This is a genomic window from Acinetobacter gerneri DSM 14967 = CIP 107464 = MTCC 9824, assembly GCF_000368565.1.
Taxonomy (GTDB): domain Bacteria; phylum Pseudomonadota; class Gammaproteobacteria; order Pseudomonadales; family Moraxellaceae; genus Acinetobacter; species Acinetobacter gerneri.
Window position 1 is genome coordinate 501,654 of record NZ_KB849542.1, and the last position, 17,715, is coordinate 519,368.

Below are 17,715 nucleotides of genomic sequence, written 5' to 3' on the forward strand. Positions count from 1 at the left end.
TTCTCCTTTATTCTATAAGAGAATATTAAAAAAATTGAATGCTCATTACTTCTCGAAAAATGCATCACTTATTCAAATTGCGCAAACAAATGCAAAATATATTAGGCAAATAGATTATGTTGATTTTTTAATGTTTGCGATGGAACACAACCATAACGCTTTTTATATTGTGCTGAAAAATGTCCTAAACTATTGATTCCATGTTTCATTAATATATCAGTAACAGAAATATTGCCCTGACTATTTTCCAGTTCAAAATGAATTTTTTCTAAACGTTTGTCCTTGATATATGCCACAGGACTTTGATTTAAATATTGTTTAAACCCCAATTGCAATGTACGTACAGCAACGCCGACTTTGTCACTGATCTCTTGTAAACTCAGCGCTTGATCCAAATTGGAATCAATGTATTTTTGCGCTTTCTTGATATAGCTTGGCAGCAACTGTTGATGTGCGGAGTTTAAAGCTTGACTAAAATTATGTGGAAGATTGAGCAAAATGAGCTTAATCAGATAATCATTAAAGCTATCAGTTAAATATTGCCAATTTTGCAAGGTATAGTAGGACTGACATAGATAATTTAAGGTTTGTATAAACACCTGTATTGCATCAGAAGAACAGCCGGAACCTGCATCAAAAATCAAAGGTTCATGCACGGTACGTCCAATCAATAACTGTAACTTTTGCTCTAAATCTTGACGGCTTATTTTCAAAATAATATTGCGGCACTTGCCGTCAGTGGTGATCTTATTTTGACTAAAAGGTGAAGAAATACTCATCAAACCCGGAACTTGTCTTATCTCTTGCTGATTCGACTCAACACTACATTGCCCCTCCAAGGTGATCCGAAACAAATAATACTGCATATTTTCGATACATATTGAGACAGGCGCGTTATAACGCAAATCTAAAAGTGCCGAATTTCCAAATTCAAAACCATTTAAAATCGTCTGGACAGGGATATATTGATCAACTTCAAACTCATGTGGGCAAAGATAATGACTGATATTGTCTTTGATAATTTTATAATCATCCGAATCCAATAACACAGAATGGTCAAGTTGATCTAAATAATCCAATTTGATATGTGTTTGATGATCGTTGTTATGTTCGGTATGGGTTGGAGATTGCGTATTTTCAGTCGATTTTTTCTGCTGATTCATGTTCATGAATAATCACTTTATCATGATCTTTTTCATACAAAATTTAAGCATAATGTTGAAAAAATTGTTCTTTTAAAATAGATAAATTCCACCTACGAATAGATGGAATTTTCAATATACACGATTATTTATTCAGTTGAATATTCACGCTTCATACTTTCACGGAATTTCTTACAACCTGCACGCAATAATAGCGCTGCCAAGACCGCAGAAATACTCGCAACAATGGTAACCGAGTAGCCAACAGCTTTTGGTGAACCAAACACTTTGTCAGTAATCAGCGCAACTAAGGTCGTACCAATACCTAAACCGATCAAATTACTAATTAACAAGAAAATTGAAGAGATTTGCGCACGTAATTGATTAGGTGCAAGGTGTTGCATCGCAGCAGTTGACGTTGGAATTGGGAAGGATGCAAAGAACATCGCAGGAACCAATAAACATACAGATAACCATAACTGATCAACCAAAGTAAAAGTCGCAATTGGAATAATCATACATGCAGCGCCGATTGCACCAACTAAGATTGATGCATCTTTACGCCCTTTTTGCATAAACCAATCTGTAAGCCAACCTGCAGTTAATGCCCCTAAAGTATTGGCAACCAATAAAACAGTACCGAGCATATAACCGACTTCTGTTGGGGATAGACCAAATTTACGGATATAAAATGCAGGTGACCAGCTGGTTAGGCAAAATAATGCCATTGCATAAAATGAGAAACCTAAATAGTGACAACTAAAAGTCCCACGATGTTTAGCGACAAATTTAAAACTATCTGAAAGATTAACTTTTTGAACTTGCCCATTGGCATCTAAGCGCTGCCCTTGACGTTTTGGATCACGAACTGTCAGGATAAACAAAATTCCAATCAGGATACCCGGCAATCCTACGATCAAAAAAGCCACCTGCCATGCTTTCATTAAACCAAATAATGGCACATCAATAAGTGCGGTATTTTTCAATAAACTAATCACATAACCGCCAACCAGAAATGCAATACCACCACCTAAGAAAGCACCTGTAGAATACACACCGACAGCTTTGCCCAGTTTTTCCTTGGAAAACAAATCACTGAAAATAGAATATGCCGCTGGAGAAAGTGCGGCTTCACCTGCACCCACGCCAATTCGACATAAAAATAATTGCACGAAGTTTTTACTTAAGCCACATGCTGCTGTTGCCAGACTCCAAAAAATAATCCCAGCAGAAATCAGTTTTGGACGCGAAAAACGGTCAGCAATATAGGCTAAAGGTAAGCCCATAAAGGCATAAAACAGTGAGAATGCCAGACCATGTAATAAACTAAATTGCGTATCAGAAAGATTTAAATCTGCTTTGATTGGCTCAATCATCAATGCCAAAATCTGCCGATCAATAAAAGAAAAAATGTAGGCAATCATGCACAACATCACAACATACCAAGCATATTTGCCTGATGTTTGATACGCGTGACTGATCACTCCTGATTTGTCATCACTCATCGAAAATTTCCTTATCTTGTTGCCTTATATAACTGTCCCAGTTAGGCAAAATACGTACCATGAGCTTAGAAAAACTGAGAAATTTTTTAAAACACTATAAAATTCAATTACTAGAAACCAAATTTTTTACTTTATTTTAAAATCTCACGCTTGCCCTAAACTATAATTTTATGAACGATCACTGTTCACTTTGAAGAAAATATGCACCATTATTTTCATAATTCAATTTAATTTTCCATTACTTTATCAATATAAATTTATTCTTTAAAGGTATAATTTACGTGAAAAGGAAAATTTTATTAAAAATAATGGACTTAAATACATACATTTTTTTGTAAAATATTCTGTGAATATTCCTGTTTATTCTGATAATCCCTACTAAATCACTAGGTTGAGTGAAAATAGAAAACTATTACAATAAAGCCCTAATCTTTTTATGCCTTTTTATAGATCATGAGCTTGAAATACACGACCGAACTCCTTTCCCCTGCTGGTTCACTAAAAAATATGCGCTATGCCTTTGCTTACGGTGCGGATGCAGTTTATGCAGGACAACCACGCTACAGTTTACGTGTCCGAAATAATGCTTTTGATCATGATAATTTGGCAATCGGGATCCAAGAAGCGCATCAACTTGGCAAGAAATTTTATGTTGTTGTAAATATCCAACCACACAATAGTAAATTGAAAAATTTCATCCGAGATTTAGAGCCTGTTATCGCGATGCAACCTGATGCCTTGATCATGTCCGATCCGGGTCTCATCATGATGGTCCGCGAAAACTTTCCTGATATGCCGATCCATCTCTCGGTACAAGCCAATGCAGTGAATTGGGCAACTGTTAAGTTCTGGAAAACAATGGGCTTAACTCGTGTGATTTTATCGCGTGAACTTTCACTTGAAGAAATCGAAGAAATAAAGCAAAACGTTCCTGATATGGAAATTGAAGTTTTTGTGCATGGCGCACTCTGTATGGCATATTCTGGACGTTGTTTACTTTCAGGTTATATGAATAAACGTGATGCCAACCAAGGCGCATGTACCAATGCATGTCGTTGGGAATACAAAATTCATGATGCTGAAGAAGATGCCACAGGTGATGTTATTCCTGTACAACAAATCGAAGATTCAGCAGATCAAGTTGATGCAGATGAACAACATGCATTAGCACAAAATGAGTTTACAGATCCAGTATTATTACAAAGAAATGATGAAGATATGTTTGCTGCCGAAGAGGATGAACATGGCACATATTTCATGAATTCTAAAGATTTGCGTGCAGTTCAACATGTCGATCGTTTAACCAAAATGGGTATACATTCACTAAAAATTGAAGGTCGTACCAAATCGTATTTCTACTGCGCCCGTACGGCTCAAATTTATCGTCAAGCCATCGATGATGCGCTTGCAGGAAAAGCATTTGATCCAGCCCTACTGACTCAATTAGAAGGTTTAGCAAATCGTGGCTATACCGAAGGTTTTTTACGTCGCCATGTGCACAGCGAATACCAAAACTATCAAACAGGTTCTTCTGTTTTTGACTATCAACAATACTGTGGTGAAGTCTTGGGAACACAAGATCATTACATGAAAATTGAAGTGAAAAATAAATTTATTGTCGGTGATTCTCTTGAGTTAATGACACCTCAAGGTAATATTCACTTTAAATTGGAACAGATGTTTGATCTAAAAATGAATCCTGTTAGCGATGCCAAAGGCTCAGGACATTTTGTGTTGATTCCAAAACCTGCTGATGTTGATTTAGATTTTGCCTTACTCATCCGAAATTTACCTGATTCTTCACAGGATATTTCAGCAAATTCTTTGGCATATCAAGCGGGTTAATTATGGCTCTTTTAATCACTGATGATTGCATCAACTGCGATATGTGTCTGCCTGAATGCCCCAATACAGCGATTTATGAAGGTGCAAAGTATTATGAAATTGATGCGGAACGCTGCACTGAATGTATAGGTTTTTATGATGCGCCAACCTGTAAAGCGGTCTGTCCAATCGATTGTATCATGCAACATCCAGAACATATCGAAGATGAAAAAGCATTGATGGTCAAATTTAAAGCTCTAAATATTGTATGACCTTGATCATCAAAAATTAAAGCTTATTCACATGAATAGGCTTTAGGGTCTGTTGACATTTCAAATTGGTTGCGACTTGAGTGTTTTTTAGATGATATGAGGCGTAGATTGAGAAATTTAGTGATCTAAATGATCAAGCTACAACAATATAGCATCAAAAAGCACTCTCGTTCCACAGGATTGTGGCTAAAACTCTCTCAGGCAAGGCAATTCAGTTATGAAATGTCAACAGACCCTAATTAATCCAAGTCGCAGATGGCTCACAATCAATCACTGAAAATAGTTTTTCTCTACACCATGCTTTGGTTTTATTCACCACTTCATCTTCATTTGATCGGCTTAAAAAATAATAATTCATCGCAGAAAGCTTAAAAGGTGAAATCACTTTTAAAGTTCCATGTTTCAAGTAATTATTGATCGCAACTGAACTCAATAAAGCGACACCTTGACCTGACAATACAGCTTGAATGGCATGATTTTCTTCATTATAAAATACTTGGCGCTGTCCTGCGCTGATCTGCATACCTTGATTTTGATACCAAACTTGCCAATTAATTTTAAGCGGACAATACTCCTCTCCCCAAGAGAAATGAATCAAAGGAACAGTTGACCAATCAAGTGTATTTTCATCAAAAAATGCATGACTTACAGCCACATATTCATCATTGACTAACAGTTCTGTATTTAGATCTCGATATGCCCCCAAGCCATAGCGAATTGCCAAATCATATTGATCAGTCAGCATATTAACGGGATCATAACTTGCATGAACCCGAAATATGACCTGTGGAAATAATGCTTGTAATTCAGGCAAATAAGGAATCAACCATTCACTTGCAAAAGGTGGTGTCGTTGTAATCGTAAACATTTTTTGCTTTTTTTGTTGTAAGTCATTCAAAGCTTTCTGAATAGTCATAAAACCATTTTGTACATGTTTATATAGATATTCACCTTCTGGGGTTAAAGAAATCGCACGAGTTTTGCGCTCAAATAATTTAATTTCTAATAACTTTTCTAATTTCGAGATACGGTGACTGAGTGCAGTTGAACTTAAATGCAACTTTTCTGCCGCCTTTTTAAAACTCATATCATCAGCAACATACTGAAATGCCAAAAGTTGCTCTAAAGAATAATGTAGATCTGACATGATAAGCACCACAGATGAATTTAATTCACTTATAGCATGTAAACTCATCATTTGTCAGTGTGTAAAATCCACTCAATAATCATATTTTAAATAAATTTGAGTATGAAAATGAGCCGAATTTTACATATTGATTCTAGTGTACGTACGGGTGTTTCGGGACAAGATGCTCATGGGTCGCTAACACGAAGACTCAGTAAAATCTTTGTAAATACATGGAAAATTAATCATGATCAATCAGAAGTCAAGGTACGAGATGTAGGTCAATTTCCACCTAAACTTATCGACCAAGACTGGATCGTTGCCGAATTTGGACATGCAGATGAAGCGTTTAAAAAGGCACGTATGCATGAAAGTGATGCATTAATTGAAGAGTTACATTGGGCTGATATTATCGTGATTGGTGTCCCTATGTATAACTTCGGTCCCCCTGCTCATCTTAAAGCCTATATTGATAATATAGTCAGAGTTAACAAGACTTACCGATTGGATCACACTTTAGAAAATCCTTATATAGGATTGTTAAACTCAAACAAGCAAGTTGTATTGTTATCATCAAGAGGGGGGCATGATTTTGATCAACCGAATGCTTTTTTCACGAATCATGTAGAAGCTTCTTTAAAAACTGCCTTTAATTTTATTGGGCTAAATCAGTTTTCAGAAATTGCCATTGAGTATCAAGAACATGGTGGTGAAGCGCTTGAAAATTCAATTTTATTGGCTGAAAAAAAGACCATTCAATTGGTTGAACATTTATTGGAAAAATCACAGTAAGTTATTAAAAAATTGCTCTTCATACTAATATTCTTCTCACAACGTCTTGTGCTGCGATCAAAGTAATACTTTGATTTTTGCGCAAGGAGAAGGAACTTCCGACTGCTATTTTTACAAAATGGAAATTATTTTTATACCTGTTAAGGATTAATTTTGAGCATTAATCTCTATCAACAACTTTACTCTTCCATTTGGCACTTCCATAAAAAAAGCAAAGTAGCTTATGCTACTTTGCTTTCATTTTCAGATCATTACTGACCAGAACGAATCATATAATCAAAAGCGGATAATGATGCTTTCGCGCCTTCACCTGCTGCGATAATGATTTGTTTATATGGTACAGTTGTACAGTCACCTGCTGCAAAAACACCTGCAACATTGGTTTCATTACGTTCATTGACTACGATTTCATTGCGGTTTGAAAGTGCAACTTTGCTCTCTTTTAAGAAATCTGTATTTGGTAACAAACCAATTTGTACAAAGATCCCTGCAAGTTCTAAGCTATGTTCTGCATCTGTTGCACGATCTTTATATTTAAGTGCAGTCACTTGTGAACCGTCACCGACAACTTCAGTTGAAAGAGCATTTAAGATCACTGTGGTATTTGGTAAGCTGTTCAATTTATCTTGAAGCACTTGGTCCGCACGCAATTTAGTATCAAATTCAACCAAAGTTACATGCTCAACAATACCCGCAAGATCAATTGCTGCTTCTACACCAGAGTTACCACCACCGATCACGGCAACTTTTTTACCTTTGAAAAGTGGACCATCACAGTGAGGGCAATACGCTACACCACGTGTTTTGTATTCTTTCTCACCCGGCACATTCATTTCTCTCCAACGTGCACCAGTAGATAAAATCACAGTTTTTGATTCTAATTTAGCGCCATTTTCAAGTTCAATTTCAACTAATCCATTGGTAGTTTCATCAGCACCACGGAGATGTTTAACACGTTGCAAGTTCATGATATCAACTTCATATTCACGAACATGAGTTTCCATGTCTGCACCAAAGCGTGGACCTTGAGTTTTTACCACAGAAATAAAGTTTTCAATATCCATCGTATCCATCACCTGACCGCCGAAACGCTCAGAAACAATACCGGTTTTGATCCCTTTACGTGATGCATACATCGCTGCTGTTGCACCTGCAGGTCCACCACCAATCACCAATACATCAAATGCATCTTTTGCATTTAATTTTTCAGCTTCTTTCGCAGCAGAGTTGGTATCCAATTTTGCGACAATTTCTTCCAAAGTCATACGACCTTGACCCACATGCTCACCGTCTTGGAACAACATCGGTACAGCCATGATTTTGCGTTCTTCAACTTCGTCTTGGAAGAATGCACCATCAATCATGGTTGCTGTTGTTTCAGGATTATTGATCGCAATTAAGTTCAAAGCCTGAACAACATCAGGACAGTTATGACAGCTTAAAGAAACAAATACATCAAAATTTGCTTTTAAATTTAAGCCTTTAATTTGCGCTAAAATTTCATCAGACACTTTTGGTGCATAGCCAGAAACTTGCAATAAAGCCAAAATTAAAGAGGTAAATTCGTGCCCCATCGGTAAGCCAGCAAAGAATACACGTGGTTGTTCACCGACTTTTGCTACACCGAAACTTGGACGACGGCTATTGTTACCATCAAAACGAGCAGTGACTTGGTCAGAAAGTTCAGCGATTTCTGTGACAAGTTCTTTGATTTTAGATGCTTTATCAGAATCATCTAAGGCTGCGACCAATTCAATCGGGCTTTCTAGACGTTCTAAATAAGCTTTGAGTTGGGCTTTAATATTTTGATCTAACATTTTCCGTTCTCCAAAGGAGTTAATTTCTTATCTTGAAAGCAATATTACGCCATATTTATAAATAGGTAAAACAGTTTGTAATTATAAATGTGATCGGTTTAGCAAATCTAAAAAGACGATTTATAGGACAATCATTCCTAAAAGCGTATATATCTCAATTTCCTAATCAATTGTAAGGTTTAACTCACAAATGATAGGAAATAAAATATATGAAAGCTATACAATTTGATCACTATGGTGATGTCGATGTGTTGGAAATTAACGAAGTCGCAATGCCTATTCCAAATGATGAGCAAGTACTCATCAAAATTAAAGCTTTTGGGATCAATCCTCTAGATTGGAAGCTCAGAGCTGGAATCATGCAGCATTTTTTCACGTTAAATTTCCCACATCTACTCGGGGCTGAATTTGCTGGAGTAATCAGCAAAATTGGAAAAAATGTAACACAATTCAAAGTGGGCGATCACGTTTATGGACGTGCCAATCATACTTATGCTCAATATAGTGTGGCTCATCCAAGTAGTCTGCAAATTATTCCAGAGTTTCTTGATTTTGCTCAAGCGGCAAGCTTACCGAGTGGTTCACAAATTGCCTATTCAGCATTGAGCGTCATTGGTCAAATCAAAAAAGGGCAAGATGTTTTAATCCATGCAGGGGCTGGTAGTGTCGGTTCTAATGCGATTCAAATAGCCAAAAAATTTGGGGCAAATATTACAACCACAGTTTCTGAAAATAACCTTAATTTAGCCAAAAAACTCGGTGCTGATCACATAATTGATTATAAAAAAACAAAACTACAGCATATAGATCAAAGGTTTGATCTTATCTTAGATACTGTAGGTGGACAAACACAGATTGATTCTTGGGAGTTATTAAAAGACCAAGGAACTTTGGTGACTCTGGTTTCTGATGAACGAGAACACTTTAAAACACCGAAAAAAGATCAAAACTATTATTTTATGCACGGTATTCAGGGAAATATTTTCAATACTGTCCATCAAATGATTGTTGATCGAGATATCCAGCCTGTGATTGACCACATTTATGACTTTAAACATATCGCTGATGCGCAAAAAAGAAGTCAAAATGGTCATCTTTCAGGGAAAATTGTCGTCACAATTTAAGAGAGGCTTCACATGAAAATAGAATTTGTTTTCGATATTGTTTATCCGATGAGTTATGTTGCCTTTGAAAAGCTAAAACAACATTGGAATGAACCGACTGCTCGAAAGATCGAATTACTGCCAGTTCAAGTGTTGCCTGAAATTCCTGAAGAAGGATTGGATGTGGTTGAATATCTAACAAAAAGATATGGTTCAGCTGAAGCATATCGTAAATTGGATATGGCAAAATCAGCAGCTTATGGTGAAAATATTGAAGTTAACTTAGAACATATGCGTCGTATGCCAAATAGCCAGCTTGCTCACCAAGCGATTTTGGCTTTGGATAATACCTTTGATCAATATGCGCTAACTCAAGCAATTTTTCACGCAATTTTTGCCCATGGTAAAGATATTTCCAATCCTGACGTTTTACGTGATGTAATCGAAGGCGCAGGGTTAAATGGCAGTAAAGTATTGCGTTCGATTCAACACAAAGAAATTGTGGATAAACAACGTGATATTACACAGTATGTCCAAAACTTTGGGAAACACCCAACACCATATTATATCGTTGATGGTGAAATCTGGGATAAAACATTTGATACCCTTGAATTGAAACAATTGATTTTGGATCATGCACAATCTCTTGCTGAGACCTAATCCATAGACTGATTTTAGGTGATCAATCTTTATAACCCTCTTTTAAAAAGAGGGTTTTTTATAACCATTTTACTTTTGCTAACTAGTATACTTTTAATCTATTTTCTCGCTAATTCAGCAAGCATATAAACCAAATCTAGTTCAGGGCCGTCATATCCTAAATGCGTCATGGCAGCACTCACCTGCCCGCGGTGATGGGTTCCGTGGTTAAAAACATGAATCAAAGTGGCTTCAAAAGGCAAAGTCATTTGCTGTCCATTGGCACGGTTATAAGTTAAATTTTCTGGTATTTTAGAATGCTCTAAGCTTTCTACATAATCTACCCAATGTAATGATTTTTCTTTTAATTCGTTTAAAAGTAAATTTTTATCTTGATGAATCTGTGTATCGAGTGGAATCAGAGGAGATACGCCCGCATTAAAGCGTTGATACCAAAGATAATGCTCACCCAACAATAAATGGTTTAATGTTCCAGCAATACTTTGGAAAAATAAACCGATATTTTTATGAAAATCTTCATGTGAAACTGCTTCTAGTGAATGCACCAGTTTTGTCGTTGCCCAAATATTGTATCGGGCTAGAAGCTGTAAATTTTCTTTTGACATCAACATCCACCCAAAATGTTATAACAAAAATATTCACTGATACTTTCTGTTTGACGCGCCCCTGCTGACTTATTGAGTCTCCAATAAATTTACATGTTCAGTCTGTACATCACTCAAAATATGACCTTGATCAAGTAATTGATCAAAATATGCTTCTACGACTTTAGCTTGATCGGCTGTATTTTCCACTTTATACATGCTTTGGCGAAACTCATTACTTGATCTTAAACCTTTGGTATACCAAGCAATATGTTTTCGTGCAATTCTACAGCCAGAATATTCACCATAAAACTGATACAACTCAGCTAAATGTCCAAGTAAAACTTGTTTAATTTCAGCTATCTCAGGCGCAGCTAAATGCTCACCTGTCGTTAAATAATGTGCCATTTCACGAAAAATCCATGGACGCCCTTGTGCAGCTCGACCGATCATCACAGCATCTGCACCTGTATATTCCAAGACATATTTGGCTTTTTCTGGACTATCAATATCTCCGTTGGCAATCAAAGGGATATTGATCAATTGTTTTACTTCTTTGATCAAACTATATCGTGCAGTATTTAAATACATGTCTTCACGAGTTCGTCCATGTAAAGCTAAGGCTGCAATTCCTGCTTGTTCTGCCCTTTTTGCAACTCGGAGGATATTTTCATGTCCATTGAGATACCCCAATCGGGTTTTCAACGTAACAGGTACATCCACAGCAGCAACGACTGTATCGAGTATTCGAGCGACCAAATCCTCATCTTGTAAAAGTGCTGATCCAGCCAGTTTATTGCAGACTTTTTTGGCAGGACACCCCATATTGATATCAACAATTTGCGCACCATTGGCGACTTGGAAACGAGCCGCTTCAGCCAATTGCTCAGGCTCTGATCCTGCGATTTGGGCAGAAATTGGTGCGAGCTCACCGTCAAAATTTGCACGGTATAAACTTTTTTTGGTCATACGCAAAGTTTTATCTGCGGTCATCATTTCACTGACAGCATGCCCTGCACCAAAATACTTGCATAGTGTTCTAAATGGACGATCCGTAACGCCTGCCATAGGTGCGACCCAAAGTTTCTTACTTATTGGTTTATCAAACAATTCTTTAATTACATTGTTTTGACTCAATTTATTTAACCTCATTTAACTTCTTTGGATCACTACATCTTGACTTTAAATGTAGTTTGGTGCGCCCTATTTGTGCTACAGAATAATGATAGTACAAATTGTATAGCAATGACTAAACGCCAAGAAAAAATTGGGATCAGCCAACTTTCAACTGTAGATATAACGTGAAAACTACTCAATATTGACAACATCAAAGGCATCAATAGCATTTAGCAAAATAATCTTGAGCAAATAGATAAATTAAATGCTTAGGCACTGAAATGATGAATAAATATTTGAATAAAGCAGAAAGCTTTGCTCGTAAAAAGCAACAGGGGTAAAAATTCACATCGCTAGTTTAGTGATTTCTGAACAAAATATCTATTCTTTAACAACCTTAGATTTTGTAAATCATACTACAGTCCGCTGCAAAGGTGATGCACTTAAAAGTTTTGATAATGCTGTACCTTCCTCAGCTTTGAAAGCTCTAAGCTATATGACTCGTGTAAGTCTAATTTTCAGCATGAATCCCAATATCGTTATTTTCCTTTCAAATCTCCAAATACAATATATACAAACTGATTATTGTCCTATCCTCAAATGTCTCTACTGATTTTCAATAGGTATCTAATTTTATTAAAAATATAAAATTTCTTATGCCAACTCCATCTATAACCAACGTCAACCCAATTAATTTATGGATCCAAAATTTAATAAAAACCTTAAATTTATATTGCAAAATTCACATTTTAAAAATATATTGGATCCAATGAAAAGATATGGATATCTAAAATGTTTGTAAAAAATGCTTGGTATGTCGCTAGCCGTATTGAAGATATTGCTGAAAAACCACTCGCTCGAACGATCTGTAATGAAAAAATGGTTTTTTACCGTGCTAAAGAAAATAAGGTCGCGGCTGTAGAGGATTTTTGTCCACATCGTGGCGCGCCTCTATCTTTAGGCTTTGTTGAAAATGGTGAATTGGTCTGCGGTTATCACGGTTTGGTCATGGGACAAGATGGCAAAGTGATCTCTATGCCATCACAGCGTGTACGTGGTTTCCCCTGCAACAAAACCTATGCAACCATCGAAAAATATGGCTTTGTCTGGGTCTGGCCAGGTGATCAATCCCTTGCTACTGAAGCACAATTGCCTGCTCTTGAATGGGCAGATAACCCTGAATGGGCATACGATGGCGGCTTATTTCATATCAACTGCGACTATAAATTAATGATCGATAATTTAATGGATTTAACACATGAAACTTATGTGCATTCATCCAGTATTGGTCAAAAAGAAATTGATGATGCTTTGCCAAAAACACTCATCGAAGGTGACAAAGTGATCACTGAACGTTTTATGGAAAATGTCGAAGCCCCACCTTTTTGGAAAATGGCACTTCGTGGCAATCAATTGGCTGATGATGTCTTGGTTGATCGCTGGCAGCGTTGTCATTTTTTTGCTCCGAGTAATGTTCATATCGAAGTGGGTGTCGCGCATGCAGGCAAAGGTGGCTATCAAGCAGAGCCTCAAAACAAAGTATCATCAATCGTTGTTGATTTTATTACCCCTGAAACTGAAACTTCTCATTGGTATTTTTGGGGAATGGCTCGCAACTTTCAAGCGCAAAATCACGAACTAACTCAACAAATCAAAGCGGGTCAAAATACCATTTTTAGTGAAGATTTAGACATGCTAGAACAACAGCAACAAAATATTCTTGATCATCCAAATAGAAAGTTACTCATGTTGAATATTGATGCTGGTGGGGTTCAATCTCGCAAAGTCATTGATCGACTGATCGAGAAAGAAAAAACCAATACTCAACATATCAGCCATCTCAATATCAGCTAAAGGAGATCAACAAACATGGACGTTATTATTCGAAATATCACACAACATTGTGACAATATCTCAGCTTATGAATTGGTACATCAAGATGGTTTGGAGCTCGCTAAATTTAGTGCTGGCGCACATATTGATGTCAAATTGGCAAATGGACTGATCCGTCAATACTCTATCGCCAACTGTAGTTCTGAACAAAATCGCTATGTGATTGGCGTATTAAAAGATGAAAATTCTCGTGGTGGTTCACATTATATTCATGAAAATTTTAAAATTGGCGATCACATAGAAATCAGTGAACCACGCAATTTATTTCCGATACACCCTGAAACCCAAAAGGCCATTTTATTTGCGGGTGGTATAGGTATCACTCCTATTTACGCGATGGCTCAAGAGTTATTGGCTCAAGATATTGAATTTGAATTGCATTATTTTGCTAGAAGTCAAAATGCCTTAGCTTTTAAAAATGATCTGGATGCCAAGTTTAAAAATCAGCTGCATTTTCATTTAGATGAACAAACTGAATCCAAAGCTGACATGCAGGACATTTTAAAAAATCCACACAACAACACGCATCTATATGTCTGCGGTCCAAATGGGTTTATGAATTATGTGATTCAATCTGCTGTGGAAAGTCAGTGGCATTCTACACAAATTCATCAAGAACATTTTGTCGCTGAACAAATCGATTCGTCTGAGGATAAAGCCTTTAGTATCGAAATCAAATCGACTGGGCAAAAGATTCAAGTTGAAGCCAATCAAACTGCGCTTTCTGCGCTGGAAACAAATGGAATTTCGATTCCAGTTTCATGTGAACAAGGTATTTGTGGAACTTGTCTGACCAGTGTTTTATCGGGTGAGCCTGATCATCGTGATTTATTTTTGACGGAAGAAGAACAGGCAGAAAATAAACTTTTTGCACCTTGTTGCTCTCGATCTAAGAGTGAAATTTTAGTCTTAGACTTATAAAGTTCTTCGCTTTAGCGATAATATTCTTCGCATTAACAATTGAATGAAAAGCAATGCCTATCTCAGTATAGACATTGCTTTTTAGACTTTAAGCACTGTAATACCAAATATCATCATGCTTTGTTTTTTACAAAATAATGCTCAGAAACAACGCATCATTAAATAAAACCTCAGCCGATCATTTCTCGTAATTTTTCACCTAAAATCACCACACTACTGTGCTCACGCATCAAACTTTCCGCTCGCCCAGATTGTCTCTGTAATAAGGCATCATATATCGAGCAATGCTGTAAATGTGCATAGTGCAAACGGCGGTATTCTGAAAGTGATTGTGATTTGTCAAATGTCAGTGCTTGCGCTGAAGCCATTGGCAATTGGTTATTTTTCTCCAACGCTTGAATCAGGGCTAAATTGTTGGAAGCTTGGATAATTGTATTGTGAAAAATCACATTATAATGGTGATATTTTTCGATTCCATCATCATCAAAATCATGACCTTGAAACAGTTTTTCACATTCATTTAAACATTCTAATAATATGCTTTTTTGTTCTTCACTCATACCCTTTTCTGCAAGGTATTTTGCCGCCAAGCCCTCCAAAACACCACGTACTTCGAGTGCATCATGGATCAATTGATTGGAAAGTTCACGTACGATATAACCTCGTGTCGGCTTTTTGATCAACAACCCTTCTTGTTCTAATAATTGAAAAGCCATTCTGACAGGTTGTCTTGATACGCCGAGTAATTCAGCGGTCGGGATTTCTGCAATACGAGAGCCTGCAGCAAATTCACCTGAAATAATCATTTTTCTAAGTTGTATCAGTACTTGTTGTCCTGAAGACATGATCAAACCGTTCATCTAAATTTATTTTTCGATGCTACATTGAACCATGCAATTTGGCAATTTCCTATCCGTTTAAGCACTACAAGATCAATGGATATATCGAACTCAAATACAAGATTTGCTTTAATCAAACCATCTCAGCATCAATTTTAGATGTATGCTTTTAATTGATCATTCATCTTTGACGTTATTGACCATAATATCTAGATTATTTCGGATCAGATAAGCCAAATTAATATCAATATTTTTGAGCATTTTTTGTTCTAATTGCTCCACAATTTGATTACATTCAGCCAATTTTTCATGTCCTGAATCGGTCAATTGAACCAATATGCGACGACCATGAGTAGGATCAGAGTGCTTCTCGATCCAACCTGCACTAAGTAGATCTTGCAATATTTTATTTGCGGATTGAGGTTTGATAAATGATCTTTCCGCCAATTTTGCATTTGACAAACCACCACGCGCAGCCAAAACAGACAATGCGGTGTACTGGGGTAAACTGATTTCGAGTTGTTTTAATTGTTCTGTCAATCTTCGACTGATCAAACGGTCAATCCGCGCAATCATATAGCTAATCGTTGGCGCAGTCGGTGTTTTAAGTTTTTCCAAGTGTTGTTCCATTTTAATTTTTTCTACATCAGTAAACGAAGTATGATTATAAAAATCATACTTCGAGCTTATATCTTAAACAGATGACTCTAACATTTGTGTCTGAGGCTTCGCTTTACGACGTACGAGCAGTAAGGCAGAAATTGCAGCGATCAAAATCATTGGAATACTTGAACCAATCACCATCGTTGAGCTTGAACCAAAAGATAATAATAATCCTGCCAATAATGGACCAGCAAAAGAACCCAATCGACCAATGGCTACGGCTGCACCAACGCCTGTACCACGCATTTCTGTTGGATAGAACATCGCAGCCAATCCATAAAGCGCAGATTGTCCTCCAACAATGAATACACCACATCCCACAGCTGAAAGTGCCAATAAACCTACGCTTGGCGAGATAGCTAAGCAGCATAATGAAAATAATATACCAGCATAAATCAGTTTAACAACAAAACTCATGCGCAGTCTATCGAGCATAACACCCATCATAATCGAACCAATGATGCCGCCGACGTTATAACCAATTTGTACATAATTTGCCTCTACTTTTGACAAGCCCTGTGCACCCATCAGTAATGGCAACCAGTTGAGTAAGAAGTACAAAACAACCAGTGTGCAGAAGAAACTGACCCAAATCTGTATCGTTAAGAAACGGCGTTCTTTAGCAAAAAGCACTTCAAAATAGGGAACGGTCATTTTATTTGACTTATTGATATAAGCATTTGATTCTGGCAACATTTTCATCAAAAGTGGAATTAAAAATATCGGTGCTAATCCCCCGATATAAAAAATATGTCGCCACTCACTATCGCCAGCCAACGCCATGGCTACAAATGAAGTCAGCATTCCACCAAAAGGAATACCACTATACATCACACTCACTGCAGTACCTTTGTATTTCTCACTTACAGCTTCAGATGCCAAAGTAATCATCATTGGCAATGCCCCGCCCATTCCCAATCCTGTTAGAAAACGGATCAACAATAACAGTGAATAATCACTTGCAAATGCTGTAAGCACAGACATGATGCCAAATAATAAAATACTGAAAATCAGTACTGATTTACGTCCAATTTTGTCTGCAAAACGCCCGCCAAGCAACGCGCCTGGGAGTGTTCCTAATGTCGCAGCACTAAATGCCCAAGCCATTTGTGCATTGTTTAAACCAAACTCAGCCCGCATACGTGGTGCGGCTACACCCATTGATTGAAGATCAAATCCTTCAAAAATAGCAATTGCAAAACATAAAGCTAGGGTTATTGCTACTTGTCCTCTGTAGCGCATTGTTTTTTCCATCACTTAAATTCCTTGTTATGAACATTGCATTCAATTTCCTGTTCTTTACAGAATGAAAAACAGCCAAATTAATATCAGTTAAACTTAGATATAAATCAACATTTTTTTATATTTTTTTTATTAAATAATATTTAATATTTTTAAAAACAATATTTTATAAAATAATTGCAAAAAAAGCTTGTATATCAGTTTAACTGACATTAA

At 36.8% G+C, this 17,715-nt stretch carries 16 protein-coding genes; 7 read left to right on the forward strand and 9 right to left on the reverse strand.

Going from position 1 to position 17,715, the window contains the following annotated elements:
• Positions 1-101 precede the first annotated feature (101 nt).
• A complete protein-coding gene (locus tag F960_RS07825; protein ID WP_004861770.1) occupies positions 102-1,163 on the reverse strand; it encodes an AraC family transcriptional regulator in 1,062 nt (353 codons plus the stop codon).
• A 128-nt stretch (positions 1,164-1,291) separates the two neighbouring features.
• Positions 1,292-2,647, reverse strand: coding sequence for a spinster family MFS transporter (locus F960_RS07830; RefSeq protein ID WP_004861773.1), 1,356 nt, complete (start codon positions 2,645-2,647; stop codon positions 1,292-1,294).
• Between the two features lie 453 nt (positions 2,648-3,100).
• Here F960_RS07830 and trhP point away from each other — a divergent pair, with 453 nt between their 5' ends.
• The gene (trhP, locus tag F960_RS07835; protein ID WP_004861776.1) at positions 3,101-4,492 is read left to right on the forward strand and encodes a prephenate-dependent tRNA uridine(34) hydroxylase TrhP; all 1,392 of its coding nucleotides are present in this window, start codon (positions 3,101-3,103) and stop codon (positions 4,490-4,492) included.
• A gap of 2 nt (positions 4,493-4,494) precedes the next feature.
• A complete protein-coding gene (locus tag F960_RS07840) occupies positions 4,495-4,743 on the forward strand; it encodes a YfhL family 4Fe-4S dicluster ferredoxin (protein WP_020846974.1) in 249 nt (82 codons plus the stop codon).
• A 235-nt stretch (positions 4,744-4,978) separates the two neighbouring features.
• Here F960_RS07840 and F960_RS07845 read toward each other — a convergent pair whose 3' ends face one another.
• The gene (locus F960_RS07845; RefSeq protein WP_020846973.1) at positions 4,979-5,890 is read right to left on the reverse strand and encodes a LysR family transcriptional regulator; all 912 of its coding nucleotides are present in this window, start codon (positions 5,888-5,890) and stop codon (positions 4,979-4,981) included.
• Between the two features lie 108 nt (positions 5,891-5,998).
• Here F960_RS07845 and F960_RS07850 point away from each other — a divergent pair, with 108 nt between their 5' ends.
• Positions 5,999-6,661 carry an FMN-dependent NADH-azoreductase gene (locus tag F960_RS07850; protein WP_004861786.1) on the forward strand — a complete coding sequence of 221 codons (663 nt, stop codon included), beginning with the start codon at positions 5,999-6,001 and terminating at the stop codon, positions 6,659-6,661.
• A 251-nt stretch (positions 6,662-6,912) separates the two neighbouring features.
• Here F960_RS07850 and ahpF read toward each other — a convergent pair whose 3' ends face one another.
• Entirely contained in the window at positions 6,913-8,478 is a 1,566-nt protein-coding gene (ahpF, locus tag F960_RS07855) for an alkyl hydroperoxide reductase subunit F (protein ID WP_004861788.1), read from the reverse strand.
• Positions 8,479-8,687: 209 nt separating this feature from the next.
• Here ahpF and F960_RS07860 point away from each other — a divergent pair, with 209 nt between their 5' ends.
• A complete protein-coding gene (locus F960_RS07860; RefSeq protein ID WP_004861791.1) occupies positions 8,688-9,602 on the forward strand; it encodes an NADP-dependent oxidoreductase in 915 nt (304 codons plus the stop codon).
• Between the two features lie 12 nt (positions 9,603-9,614).
• The gene (locus F960_RS07865) at positions 9,615-10,241 is read left to right on the forward strand and encodes a DsbA family protein (RefSeq protein WP_004861795.1); all 627 of its coding nucleotides are present in this window, start codon (positions 9,615-9,617) and stop codon (positions 10,239-10,241) included.
• A 98-nt stretch (positions 10,242-10,339) separates the two neighbouring features.
• Here F960_RS07865 and F960_RS07870 read toward each other — a convergent pair whose 3' ends face one another.
• Both F960_RS07870 and dusB read right to left on the reverse strand, forming a co-directional pair.
• On the reverse strand, positions 10,340-10,846 hold the full coding sequence (locus F960_RS07870) for a DinB family protein (protein ID WP_004861798.1): 507 nt from the start codon (positions 10,844-10,846) through the stop codon (positions 10,340-10,342).
• 69 nt (positions 10,847-10,915) lie between these two features.
• Positions 10,916-11,977 carry a tRNA dihydrouridine synthase DusB gene (dusB, locus tag F960_RS07875; RefSeq protein WP_373855012.1) on the reverse strand — a complete coding sequence of 354 codons (1,062 nt, stop codon included), beginning with the start codon at positions 11,975-11,977 and terminating at the stop codon, positions 10,916-10,918.
• A gap of 756 nt (positions 11,978-12,733) precedes the next feature.
• Here dusB and F960_RS07880 point away from each other — a divergent pair.
• The gene (locus tag F960_RS07880) at positions 12,734-13,795 is read left to right on the forward strand and encodes an aromatic ring-hydroxylating dioxygenase subunit alpha (protein ID WP_004861804.1); all 1,062 of its coding nucleotides are present in this window, start codon (positions 12,734-12,736) and stop codon (positions 13,793-13,795) included.
• A gap of 15 nt (positions 13,796-13,810) precedes the next feature.
• Positions 13,811-14,755: a PDR/VanB family oxidoreductase gene (locus tag F960_RS07885; protein WP_004861806.1), complete on the forward strand. Its 945-nt coding sequence runs from the start codon at positions 13,811-13,813 to the stop codon at positions 14,753-14,755.
• A 170-nt stretch (positions 14,756-14,925) separates the two neighbouring features.
• Here the strand turns inward: F960_RS07885 and F960_RS07890 are convergent, their stop codons facing one another.
• The 3 genes from F960_RS07890 to mhpT form a co-directional block, all read right to left on the reverse strand.
• Complete coding sequence (locus F960_RS07890) at positions 14,926-15,600, reverse strand: GntR family transcriptional regulator (RefSeq protein WP_004861808.1); 675 nt, start codon at positions 15,598-15,600, stop codon at positions 14,926-14,928.
• A 171-nt stretch (positions 15,601-15,771) separates the two neighbouring features.
• Positions 15,772-16,224, reverse strand: a complete 453-nt coding sequence (locus F960_RS07895) for a MarR family winged helix-turn-helix transcriptional regulator (RefSeq protein ID WP_004861812.1) — start codon at positions 16,222-16,224, stop codon at positions 15,772-15,774.
• A 63-nt stretch (positions 16,225-16,287) separates the two neighbouring features.
• Positions 16,288-17,511, reverse strand: a complete 1,224-nt coding sequence (gene mhpT / locus F960_RS07900; RefSeq protein WP_004861816.1) for a 3-(3-hydroxy-phenyl)propionate transporter MhpT — start codon at positions 17,509-17,511, stop codon at positions 16,288-16,290.
• Positions 17,512-17,715: the final 204 nt, after the last annotated feature.